General features: G+C 54.8%; 12 protein-coding genes. 2 read left to right on the forward strand and 10 right to left on the reverse strand.

Translation table 11 applies throughout. From position 1 onward, the window contains the following. Nucleotides 1-89: 89 nt before the first annotated feature. Nucleotides 90-575 (forward strand): hypothetical protein, encoded by a 486-nt coding sequence (locus KJS55_RS06500; RefSeq protein ID WP_187027832.1) that lies wholly within the window; start codon nucleotides 90-92, stop codon nucleotides 573-575. A 465-nt stretch (nucleotides 576-1,040) separates the two neighbouring features. Here KJS55_RS06500 and KJS55_RS06505 read toward each other — a convergent pair whose 3' ends face one another. From KJS55_RS06505 to KJS55_RS06530, 6 genes are all read right to left on the reverse strand, one after another. Beyond that, entirely contained in the window at nucleotides 1,041-1,223 is a 183-nt protein-coding gene (locus KJS55_RS06505; protein ID WP_346345697.1) for an Ldh family oxidoreductase, read from the reverse strand. 123 nt (nucleotides 1,224-1,346) lie between these two features. Next, complete coding sequence (locus KJS55_RS06510; RefSeq protein ID WP_213542954.1) at nucleotides 1,347-2,561, reverse strand: hypothetical protein; 1,215 nt, start codon at nucleotides 2,559-2,561, stop codon at nucleotides 1,347-1,349. Continuing rightward, a complete protein-coding gene (locus tag KJS55_RS06515; protein WP_213542955.1) occupies nucleotides 2,561-3,706 on the reverse strand; it encodes a hypothetical protein in 1,146 nt (381 codons plus the stop codon). The genes KJS55_RS06510 and KJS55_RS06515 overlap by 1 nt, the downstream gene beginning before the upstream one ends. Continuing rightward, the gene (locus KJS55_RS06520; protein WP_187027819.1) at nucleotides 3,703-4,554 is read right to left on the reverse strand and encodes an ATP-binding cassette domain-containing protein; all 852 of its coding nucleotides are present in this window, start codon (nucleotides 4,552-4,554) and stop codon (nucleotides 3,703-3,705) included. The genes KJS55_RS06515 and KJS55_RS06520 overlap by 4 nt, the downstream gene beginning before the upstream one ends. Continuing rightward, complete coding sequence (locus KJS55_RS06525) at nucleotides 4,541-5,290, reverse strand: hypothetical protein (RefSeq protein WP_213542956.1); 750 nt, start codon at nucleotides 5,288-5,290, stop codon at nucleotides 4,541-4,543. Before KJS55_RS06525 ends, KJS55_RS06520 begins: the two co-directional genes overlap by 14 nt. Next, nucleotides 5,283-5,837, reverse strand: a complete 555-nt coding sequence (locus KJS55_RS06530; protein ID WP_207724297.1) for an RNA polymerase sigma factor — start codon at nucleotides 5,835-5,837, stop codon at nucleotides 5,283-5,285. The genes KJS55_RS06525 and KJS55_RS06530 overlap by 8 nt, the downstream gene beginning before the upstream one ends. Before the next feature lie 845 nt (nucleotides 5,838-6,682). Between KJS55_RS06530 and KJS55_RS06535 the strand changes: the two genes are divergently transcribed. Continuing rightward, nucleotides 6,683-7,003, forward strand: coding sequence for a hypothetical protein (locus KJS55_RS06535; protein ID WP_213542957.1), 321 nt, complete (start codon nucleotides 6,683-6,685; stop codon nucleotides 7,001-7,003). 825 nt (nucleotides 7,004-7,828) lie between these two features. Here KJS55_RS06535 and KJS55_RS06540 read toward each other — a convergent pair. The 4 genes from KJS55_RS06540 to dctP all read right to left on the reverse strand — a co-directional run bounded on the left by KJS55_RS06540 (nucleotide 7,829) and on the right by dctP (nucleotide 11,725). Next, entirely contained in the window at nucleotides 7,829-8,731 is a 903-nt protein-coding gene (locus tag KJS55_RS06540; RefSeq protein WP_213542958.1) for a CehA/McbA family metallohydrolase, read from the reverse strand. Nucleotides 8,732-8,757: 26 nt separating this feature from the next. Next, entirely contained in the window at nucleotides 8,758-10,053 is a 1,296-nt protein-coding gene (locus KJS55_RS06545) for a TRAP transporter large permease (protein ID WP_187027815.1), read from the reverse strand. Next, nucleotides 10,050-10,541 carry a TRAP transporter small permease gene (locus tag KJS55_RS06550; RefSeq protein WP_213542959.1) on the reverse strand — a complete coding sequence of 164 codons (492 nt, stop codon included), beginning with the start codon at nucleotides 10,539-10,541 and terminating at the stop codon, nucleotides 10,050-10,052. Before KJS55_RS06550 ends, KJS55_RS06545 begins: the two co-directional genes overlap by 4 nt. Before the next feature lie 131 nt (nucleotides 10,542-10,672). Continuing rightward, nucleotides 10,673-11,725, reverse strand: coding sequence for a TRAP transporter substrate-binding protein DctP (dctP, locus tag KJS55_RS06555; protein WP_187027813.1), 1,053 nt, complete (start codon nucleotides 11,723-11,725; stop codon nucleotides 10,673-10,675). Nucleotides 11,726-11,735: the final 10 nt, after the last annotated feature.

An 11,735-nucleotide genomic window follows, 5' to 3' on the forward strand; every position in this document is an offset into this window, starting at 1 on the left:
ATTCACCGTTTGAAGTGCTGAAAAGCAGTCTGGTCACGGCCTGTTTTCCAGCTTCATAAATGTTTACTCAATGAAGGAGGAATGTTATCATGGGATTATTCGGAAAGTTGTTTAAGGGTCCTCAGGTGGACACGGAAAAAAGTCAGGCAAACGCCCAAAAAATGCGCATTCTGTTCAATCAGGCTGTAGAGGATGGCGATGAATACCGGCTGATTTTCGGCTATACCGAGGACGTGTCCCGATTCAACTATGGGTTCGTTCATGGCAGCAAAACCAAAATCGGCAATCTGATTGTGGGATGGAATGAACCCCGTCAGACGATTGTGGTTGTTCCTACGGTCCCTGATCTGTCTGGCTGCGGAGCTCCCACCTATTATCGCCGGTCTGAAATCTTAAAGGCCTATCGGAACAAATACCCCACGGATGCTTTTATCATCTATCCCGACAAAAAGGGTTATATCGGCATCAACGCCTATGACTGGCTGGAAGATGAAAAGCTGTATGTCTATGTGGCGCAGGAGGAGGAACTGGCTGCCTTTACAGATTTCTTTATGAACCGATTTGCCACGAAGTAAGGCTGAAAAGAACCGGGTGCGGCGCTTGTGGCTGTGTGGGGTTTTGACTGTCTCTGGCACCCTCTTGCAGCCATGCCATTCCATGAAGAACCAGGTCATTCAACCTGGTTCTTCATTTTGCCGTTTTAACGCAAAACAACTATATTTACCCTGAAAAAGCCTGTGTTTTTCCAGCTGTTTATGCAGAAAACGCTTAACTTAATCACTTTGCCCCTTGCAAAGTCCTTTTTCTCTGCTTCATCAATCCAGGGAGTGGCATGCCTCAGGCCTGCTGACCCTATCAAAATCTGTATTATGAATGATACGCCGTAGCTTGTTAAATATTAAACGATGTCTGGGTAATAATTTGTAAAAAGGCTGCCATAACCGGATTTCTCTTGTCTGTGCGATATGCCACTCCGAACTCAGCATGGGGCAATTCATCTTCAATCGGGCAGAAAAAAACTCCCGCAATTTTTGAGTATTCTAACCAACTCGTGGCCCCCCCTGTTTGCTGACCGGCGCCGCCAGAAATGGCGGCGTATTGGACGCCACGAACGCGATCATATCCCGCTGTGCCATCTGGAGTCCCCAGTAGGCGCAGGTACCGTGGTGGTTGGAGTTCCGCACCGTCACAAAGCCCAGGCCGTAAGCTTCCACTTTCTTTATGACCCTCGATCACAGCGGTGGTCGGGGGTTCCCTTCAGGATAAAGCAAACGCACTGGACGAAGTTCACTTCCATCCAGTGCGTTTGAGTCTATTTCCAAATCTTTTCGTATATGAGTCAGAACCTACGATAGCAGTTCTCGCTTTCTCTGCCGCCAGCAGGCCAGGACACACAGTCCAAGCCCCAGAAACAGCAGGACTGCCGCAGCCACCGCCTCGGCTCCCCTGGACACCCAGGGGCCATAGCCATCCCAGAGCGGGCGGAAGCAGAAGGGCATATTCAACAGCCAACTCCCCAGCACCGCGCCCACAGCCACAAACAGCGGCACAGCCTTGAGCAGCATGGCGATGTAGTTGCCGCTGTACTGAGAGAGGAACACGGTCAGCCCGGCGGAGCCAAGGGAGAGCGCCAGAATGAGGCCCACGAGCACCAGCAGATAAGCGCCGTAGGTCCAGTCGAACCAGGGGGAGCCAGGAGACAAAAAGCCACCCAGCCCGCAGGCGGCAAACCGCAAAGGCCCCTGGACGAGAAACGGAATGGCATAGACCGTTACATTCACCACGGTCAGCACCAGTGCGGAGAACAGGGCGGCCCCCATCTGGGTGTTCAAAACGGACCGTCCTCGGCGGGAGGCCCACTGCATGGGCCGGGTGTTCCGCAGCCGGTCCCGCACCAGCGTTGGGGAAAGGAGGAGCACAATACTGAGAACGCACCAGACTGCAAGATCCTTGCCGTATTCCTGGGTGGAGTGTTTAACAGGGGATGGAAGCAGGGAGTGGCGCAGATCAGAAACCGCCAGCTCCATCTCGCGCTGAATCATAGGTTCCGGATAGCCCGCTGATTGATAGTCCGAAATCTGTAATACAGGTGACTCGTTCTGGACATCATAGGCTTCCATACTCTGCTCCAACTCCTCTATCGTGTACCAGTTGGTGCCGCCGTACACGCGGTAAAGCAAAGCCTCTACATCCATGTCCGCCTCGCCGCCAGCCTCCTTCACACCGTTCAGGTAATCCTCCCGGAACGAGAGAAACGCCATGTAGTCCGTGAGCCCTGCCGCCGCAGCCTCCGGGATGGCGGCGATCTGCGTGTTAAAGGCAGCAATCTCTTCCGTGAGCTGGCCATCCAGCTCCGCCCGCTCCTCTGGCTCCAGAGCGGGGCCGTACCGCTCCACCCAGCCGGAGGCCAGGGCAAACTGTGCCTGCGACTGGGGGCCGTTGGTGAAATGCTCGATGTAGAACTGGGGGAACATCCAGTAGTAAACCGCCCCAAGCACAAGAATGGCCGCCAAGATACCGGGCCGCCAAATCTTCCGCAGCTCCCATTTCAAAAGGGCCATCACGCCACATCCTTTCGTGAAAAGCGCCGGAGGACCAGAATTGCCCCGCCGCCGAGCAATAGTAAGTTCAGCCCCACCGCGATGGTCTCCTGCCAGGGCAGGACAGCGGTCAGGCCCAGCTCTGTGAACCAGGCGCTGCAGGAGAGCCAGACTATCACAGGCTGGAAGCATGCGATCAGGTACACCGCCCACCAGCCCAGCTCCCCCAGGGCGGAAACTATCCCCAGTCCCCCGAAGCACAGTGCCATCAATGCCAAGGCGGCCAGATAGGAGTTGCGAATGAAAATGCCGAACACTGCCGCCAGCAGAGAGAACACTGCCGTCAGTGCCGCCCCAAGGCCAAGAGCGGCGGTCAGGTACTGCCCCACCGTGAAATCCCCCCAGGTGAGGAAGGGCCGGACGAACAGCATGTCGGAGAAGTAATTAAACTGGCTGGACACACTGGCACTCCAAATGCCGCCGTAATCGTACAGCAGAAAGTATGGCGTCAGGGTGAAGCTCGCCAGCAATCCGTACACCACCGTCGAGGCGGGCAGAGCCGCCAGGAGCTTGACTCCCCACAGCCGCCGGCCTGTTCGGGTTGCGCAGGCCAATCCCTCCGTCTGGTGCAGCCCTTCATACCCCAGCAGATACAGTGTCCCCAGCATGGCCAGAATGGCGCTCTCGCCCAGGATAGCCCGAAACAGGGCGCCGAACAGGAACTGGTGGCTGCCATAGGTGGCGGGTCCCGCATACAGGTCCAAAGCCGCATCGGTCTGGGACAGATGCTCCACTCGCTCCGCCAGCAAGCCGTATTTCCAGGTCATCCATTCCATGGCCAGAGGAGAGGTTTTGACCACGCCGGTGTAGAAGTCTGCAAGCTCCCCAGTGTCATAGGTCTCGAAAACATCCTCCAGGCCGGCGACCGACTGGAGCAGCAGTTTCCGGTTTTCCGTCTCCGGCATGGCCGAAAGCCCCGCCAGAAACTCTCCATCCACCCGCTGTCCCAGCAGCTCTGCATCGGCGGAGGTGTCGTTGAAAAACGCTCGGTCATAGGGAGACTGTGTGGCAATCAGCAGCCCATTGAAAACCAGGCACAGCCCCAGAAAGGCCCATAGGGCGGGCAGATGAAAGAGCTTCCGCCACTCGCAGTACACCAAGCTCACGGCTGCTCCTCCCGATAGATGGCCAGGAAGGCGTCCTCCAAGCCCGGTGCCACCGGTATTCCGCCGGAGGGGGGCGCGTCGCAGAGCACCCGGACCACGGGGCCGGCCTCGCCCTGTCCCTCGCTGAGGAGGAACTGGCCCTGTGCTAGGGGCGTCCCAGCGGGGAGGTGAAACACCTTGTCCTGGAATTGAGCACAGATGCGGGCGGGGCTGTCACAGCAGTAGAGCCGGTGATCCTTGAACATGATGATCTGCCCGGCGATGGTCTCGATGTCCGAGACAATGTGTGTGGAGAGAATCACAATGCGTTCCCCGGACAGGGTGTGGATCAGGTTGCGGAACCGCACCCGCTCCCGGGGGTCCAGTCCGGCGGTGGGTTCATCCAGAATCAGCAGCTTTGGGTCGTTCAGCATGGCCACAGCGATCCCCACTCGCTGGAGCATCCCGCCGGAAAACTTTCTCAGCTTCTTGTCCGCTGCGTCCCTGAGTCCCACCGTCTCCAGTAAATGATCGATGCGCCCGTCCGCCTCCCGTCGCGGAATGCACTGGAGAGCGGCGGCGTAGCGAAGGAACTGCCGGGGCGTGTCGCCGGGATAATATCCGAACTGCTGGGGCAGATACCCCAGTAGTCCCCGATACTCCGCTCCCAGGGCCTGGATATCCTCCCCATCCCACAGGATCTGTCCCCTGGTGGGAAACAGCAGCGTGGTGAGCAGTTTGATCAGCGTAGTTTTTCCTGCCCCATTGGGGGCCAGCAGGCCATAGACGCCGGAGGTAAATGTTAGGGATACATCCTCCAGGGCGGTGAACGAACCATAGTTCTTTGTCACATGCTCAACGCAGAGCATAGGAAGCGCCTCCTTCCATCGGGCGCCGGCAGAAGCGGCGCAATTCCGCGAGGTATAGGATGATTCCAGCAGCAGCCAGCAGGCAGAACACCGCGGCGGGGACTGCCGTCAGCCAGGCCGATATATGGGGCCGGATCAGCAGCGCCAGACTCAGCAAAATCCAGCAGAGGGGGGCCGCCCAAAGTCCCGCTGCCCCCTGCATCCGCTGGCAGAACAGGGACAGAGCGCCATATAAAAACAGGCTGGCCAGGGACAGAGACAGCATCCAGCCAAGGGGAAGTTCCCGCCCGGTCAGCAGCCACAGCACCCAATTTGCAGGGACACATACCAACACGGACAGTCCGCCGAAGCACAGCATCCGCAGCGCCGCCACCATTCTGGCAGAAATTTGAAATGTCCAAGTCCACTCCCAAATACCGGCCTGTAAATTCTTCCAGCCAGTCAGCAGGAAGAGGGCTGCGTACAACAGCGGAGAGAACAGGAACAGTGCCGGTGCCAGGGAGCTGGTAGACCTGGTCAGAGCGAGCGCCGGCAGCAGGCACAAAACCCAGATGAGCAGGGACAGGGCCAGACAGTCCCCCGTGCCGAACAGCAGTCCCCGGACGCCGACCCCCTCCAAAACCGCCCGCAGCTCTTGACCAAAGGGTGCCCGGTGGGACATTCCCGCATCCAGGATATAAGAAATAGATCGCCGCTTTTCCGCCTCAGTGGGTATAAAAAGATTGTGATCACCCATCTGCTCCAAACTCCTTTCTCAGCCGCCCCATCAGGCGGTAGTATCGGGATTTCACCGCTGCCTCCGGCTCGTCCAGAGCAGCGGCAATCTCCGGAAAGGTCTTCTCCCCATAGATCCGCAGGCGAAACACAGCCTGCTCTCCGGCGTCTAGGCCGGAGACGTATCCCTCGATGGCGTCCAGCAGCGCCTGGTTGTGAATCTGGGACACAAAGTCCTCCGCCGCTGGCAGCTCCGTCTCCTCCAGCGGCACTGGGGACAGCCGGGTTCTGCGGCGGGCATCAATGACCTTGTTGGCGGCGATGCGGTACATCCAGGTGCGGAAGGATGCCCGTTCGGCCCGGTAGCCGGGCAGCGCCCGCAGGACGGCGATGAAGATGGATTGGGTGAGGTCCATGGCATCCTCCCTGCTTCCCGTCTGACGGTAGACAAAGCGGTAGATCTCATCATAGTAGGCCTGGATCAACTGCTCCGCCGCAGCCCGGGAATTTCTCCGCTGGATGGCCCTGATCCATTTCTGTTCCTGCTCCACCGCCTCACCGCCCTTCATAGGGTATATTCGTTCTTCAGAGTACCATCGTTTCAGAAAAAGGGAAAAAAATTTTTAGGGGAATCAAGCGCTTCGGAACAAAGGAGGTCACATGGATTCCACTTTGATATGTTATGCCAAAGAAACTGCGGTTTTTCTCTCTGCTGTTGAGACACCAGCGTACTTTCCGCCCTGTTTGTCCCGTGGCCGCCGGAGGCAGCAGAACGAGGCCCCGTCGCAGGGAGCCCCATCTATCAGAATCTCCTCGGTAAACCCCAAGCGGAGGTGACGAAAGCACTGAAGAGTGCAATCAAGGACAGTCAACGGCTGGATATGAGCCAGGTAAAAGCCCGCTCAGTCGAGAGCGAGATCAAGCTGTGAGCTATGTGCGGAGTCGAGATTACGGGAGAAAACAAAAGATGATTACCCGGACTACATGGAAGCTACCTGATTCCCCGAATCGGAAAGGGTTTTCCGGACAAGCTGACGACCATTCAGATTCAAAAGTTTTACAACGGCTTCCAAAAAAACGGAAGAGCACCAAGGTACAAGCGCGTCGAGCTGAAAAGCAAAGGGCTCCATGTTAGAGTGGTCGTGGCATCCACAGGCTTTTGAATAACTGGTCAAAAAACGCCTGCTTCTGACCAACCCAGCTCATGGGTACAAGCCCCCGAAGCTGGAGAAATGGAAGGAAGCTCCTGCCAAAGGAGAACCTTGGCCCGTACCTGATGGATGCAGAGAAAAGAGGATGCCTGGCGGCATATTTCCCGGAACTGACCACCAGTCTGCGGCGCGGGAATCCCTTTGCCCTTCCCTGGACTATTTGGATGTTGAGTCAAAGACGATCTTTGTGACGAAACAACAGAATGAAAAGCAAGTTGGTAGTGCGGAAACCCCAGAGACAGCCTTCGGTTCGGACGCCGGCGATCCCGCAGCAGGCAGCGGACCTGCTGCGGGGAGAACACAAGAAGCATATAAGCAGCCGGTACAAGTTTCCGTCCCTGAAAACGGGCACGATGTTTGACCCAGACTCGTTCCGCAACACCTATGATAAAATTCTGAAAGCTATGGAGTATATCCGGCTCCATGAACTTCTAACACACGTTTGCGGCGTTGTACTGAAAAGCGGCGTGGATGTAAAAAACCTGATAACAATCATTGGCACGTGTCCAGCGCCCCCACTCTGAATGTATACGCCCAATGCGGCACAGCAACAATGAAACTAGAACAGGGGATCACCAAAGCGGGGCTATCTCTGGTATGTCCCACTCGTCCGCCCAAGCCCTCTCCCCAGTTTCCAGTCCTACAAGGGCCAGAGACGAAAGGCCGGAGCAAGCTGTGTCAGCCAGATCAAGGATCATTTATTGGAGGGGTACTACTCCCTATCGTTAACGGAAAGCACATGGCCTGGAATGTATACGCCAAAGCGGAAGAGAAATGTGAAGAAAAGCTGGCGGAGCTAATCACTGAGATAAAACAGGAGATCGCCATACAAAAGGAAGCCGCCACGCTTCAACGGAACGGGGCTCCGGGGTGCTTGCGCCCCGGAGCCCTAATTTGCTCTGTCTGTGGCTTATTCTGTGGTCAAAGCGTTGACCGCTTATCGTTACGGATTTGAACCGCCGGCCTCATCCTTACCATCTGGTTAGGAGCCATCCAGCCCTTGGTTTTCAAGGCTTTCCGACCTTTTTTACTTCAAAAGGGCGAGGTCTCCGACACTCTTATCTCTCTTGTTTCCGTCCGCTCGTTTTCCCGTGTGGGTCAAGCCGCAATTCCAGTCTGCTGGATCGTTTGCAGAAAAGCGCTTTCGTCATCTGCCGCATATTCAATATACAGTCGCATCACGGTAAAGGTTGCCTTCCGCCTCCGCATGACGAATTAAATAGATTGTTGTCATTCTTTGCCTCTCTATGTCATTTCCTTTTCGGGTCAAAAAAGCGACCCCAACACCCGCATGCATCTCGGGTGTTGGAGTCACCGTAAGATACAACCTATTTCATCGTATCTTAGGCTCATTCATCAAAAAAGATCGGATTGGACCAAGCAGACTTTCCATTATGATCCACGCAGACAACCCGCACGTAGCTCTCACGGCCCGTTAATGTATAGCACGCTTCTTTCAGAACGCCGTCAGGCTCCGCAAACAGAGATTTCCCTCTGGGGGAATAGGTAACAAAATGAATCTCGCGGCATTCCGAACAAGACACATATACCTGTTCCCCATCCAAACCGAAATCATAGATTTCCGGACCCGTGGAGGAATAATAGTTTCCTTGGAACAGGGCATCCAGAATTGCTTCCCGGCTGCGCCGAGTTGCCTTGACCCAGATCCATCCGCCGAACAGGTCCTCTGCTACGTGGACGTCATCCACTGCAGTGGCAAAGACCCGTTTTCCCTGCCGCAGCAGCATATCCCACCAGATTTCTCCATGTCCGCCATGGCAGAGATGCTCCGTTCCATTGTTAAACACTTCAACGGCGTGGAGTCCCTCCAGGCCTAAAATCTCCTCCGCACCCATTCTGGACCAGACCGGATGTGCCAGAGAAACAAACTGCCCGTCTTCCCGCATTAGGTCCACCAGGCGCTGATCCTTCAGTTCTGCGGGTGAATACCGCTTGCACAGGTACTCCGTCTCTTCCTTGCCGGCAGCGGCAATCCCCACCACATGGATACACTTGTCAGGGCTGTATTCAAGATCATGCTCCAGCCCTGTAAGCAGGATAATCTGATCCTCCGGCAGTTCACTGTGGGAAACCAAAACGTTGTGGTCTGTCATGGCCAAAAACGCATATCCGTGGTCACGATACAGCTCTGCTAACTCCCTGGGACTGAACATCCCGTCTGATACTGTGGAGTGGCTGTGGATATTTCCCTTCAGCCAGACGCCGCCATCTGGGAACAATGATTTTTTCATATCTGTCCTCAATTTCTGAAAATGAATTACTTCATCATAGCCGGCAGCAGCGTGGCGATACCGGGGACAAAGGTCACGACCAGAAGTGCGATCAGCAGGGCGGCAATCAGTTCCTTGCCCTGTTTCAAGAACTCCGGCATCTCAATCTCGCACAGATTGCAGCACTGGTACATTGTGGCGCCAAAGGGCGGCGTCAAGGCACCAATCGACAGATTCAAGATGCAGACGATACCAAAATGAATAGGATCAATCCCCAGTTGCATTGCCACCGGATACAGCAGCGGGACCGCGATCAGCAGCACGGCCGCGCTGTCAATCAGCATCCCCATAATCAGCAACATCACATTCACCAGCAGCAAAAAGCCAATTGGCCCCACATCCATTCCAAGAATCAGGGATGTCAGCTTCTGCGGAATCTGTGCATAAGTCAAATAGAGTCCAAACACCGTAGCAGAGATGATAATGCCGAAGACATTGGCCACGGAAGCAAACGCTTCCTTCGCAACAACGACCAAATCTCTCGGGTGCAACTCTCTATAGATGATCATACCCACGAAAACGCACAGTACACACAGCACGGCGCCGCCTTCCGTGGCAGTGACGATCCCGCTGCGTAGACCAACGATCAGCACCACGATCATCAAAATCGCCCAGAAGCACTCCACCAGACCGTGCAGGATCTCTTTGGCCGTGGCACGCTTTTCCCGCACCGGACGATAACCGTCCCGATGAGAAACATAGGTAACTGCCAGCATCAGCACAATACACATGAGGATGCCGGGGAGATAACCGGCCATGAACATATCCAAAACAGAATTTTCCGTAATGGAAGCGTACAGAATCAGCATAACTCCCGGGGGGATCATGGGGGAAATCAGTGCGGAAGACGCCGTGACTGCCGCGGAAAATGCACGGTTAAAACCACGCTCCTCCATCTCCGGAACCAGCATCTTGCACTGCATCGCAGCGTCTGCATTCGAAGAGCCGCACAATCCGCCCATCAGCGTAGACAGCAGCACGTTGACCTGGGCTAAGCCGCCCCACATATGCCCCACGCACAGGTCTGCAAACTTCATCATCCTGGAGGTGATGCCGGTATAATTCATCAGCAGTCCCGCCGTGATGAAAAACGGAATGGCCATCAGGTTCATATTCATGCCGGCGGAGACCATTTTGGAGAGAATCATATTCAGCGGCATCTCTGTGGCAATAAAGCCAAAATAAAAAACAGCTCCTCCGATAAATGCCATGCATACAGGAATCCGAATTGCCAAAAGGATAAATACCAAAATTAGAGGCAGCCATATTTCGATACCACTCATCGTTCAGGCACCTCCTTTTTCTTCTTGAACATCCGGGTAATGATGGCGCAAAAGCTACGGACAGTCCCAGTGAAAAAGCCAAATGCGATGCTCGCATAGCCAAACGCCAACGGAATTTTTGTTCCGGTTGCATATCTGGTCAGATTAGAGGCACACAGTTTGACACCCCAATAGACCATATAGACAGAAAATACCAAAATTAGAAGATCCCGAAGCAGGTCAAAGACCGCCCGGACAGAAGGGGACATCATATTCACCAGAAACTTCATGTCCACATGCGCATCTTTTTTATAGAGATAGCCGAAGAAGGCATAACCGATCCAAACATAGGCGAGAAGCGCCACTGCCTCCAGATTGATGGAATAAAATCCGAATACGGAGCGGTTTACGATATTGATAATGACAGGGACGATGACCGTCAGAATCATCAGGCAACCCAGTAATTCCTCAAATCTACCATCGCGAAAGAACGAAATCAATTTTTTCATAAGCACCTTACATCTTTAACATTTTTTTGGTTCTCTGAAAATAAAGCATAGTCCGAAGAAGGACCGGCCCTCTTCGGACTATGCCTTAGAAATCCGATTTCAGATCATATTTGCGTCCATATTCAAATGGGTCATTCTGCGGCGCGGATCTCCGCCAGAGTATCCAGCAGCTCCTGTCCAATGCCATACTTCAGCACCAGATCGCTGCAGCCCATATCCAGGAAGGCCTGACGGTCAGCTTCATGGAACTGGACGCCAGCGGCCTCCATCTCTTCGCGCATCTTGCTCTCATTCTCCACAGAGTACTGGTTATAGCGCAGACCAGCCTCGTGCAGTTCTTCCTCAATGATTTCCTGATACTCGGCGGGGATGGAGTTCCACCACTTTGTGGAGCAGAACAGCGCATCCGCCAGAGGCTGCTGGGCCAGCAAGGTGACCTGGTCCACCAGCTCATAGCTCTTGGTGGAATACATCAGGGAGATGGACTGGTCCAGCGCGTCGATGGTGCCGGCAGACAGGGCGCCCATCTGCTCGGAAGCCGCCATCCCCATGGGACTGGCGCCCATTGCCTCAAAGCACTCCAGATAAGTGGTAGAGTTGGGAACACGCAGCTTCAGGCCCTTCATCTCGGCAGGCGTGGTATAGGGCTTCTTGCCGATCACATGGCGCATACCGCCTACGAAAGCGCAGTTCAACGCATGGATATTCACCTGATCCATTTCATCCACGATCTTCTGGAACAAATCTGTCTCCATGACTTTCAGGAATTCCTCGCCGGTTTCAAAGACAAACCCGCACTGCAGGGCACTGGCATCATAGTACAGGTCTTCCCACTGGCTGTATGCAGCCATCAGCATTAGGGGAGAATCGGCAGCAACGGCTTCCACACCATCCACCAGATTGCCAAAGGTATTATTCGGGTACAGATTTACGATCACTGCGCCGTTGGTACGCTCTTCGATGTTCTTTTTGGCGGTATTCAGCTCCACGCTGACTTGATCCAATTCCGTATAGGAGTGGGAAATGCTGATAGTGATGGGTTCCGCAGGCTTCTCAGGGGTTTCGGCCGGCTCATTGGTGCCGGAGGCTTCCTCATCGGATGCTGAGTCGTCCGTTTTTCCGCCGCAGGCTGCCAGACTCAGCGTCATAGCCAGAGCCAGTGCAAGAGCCAAAAACTTTTTCATGTGATGTACC

Origin of the sequence: Pusillibacter faecalis (genome assembly GCF_018408705.1) — a bacterium.
Lineage (GTDB): Bacteria > Bacillota > Clostridia > Oscillospirales > Oscillospiraceae > Oscillibacter > Oscillibacter faecalis.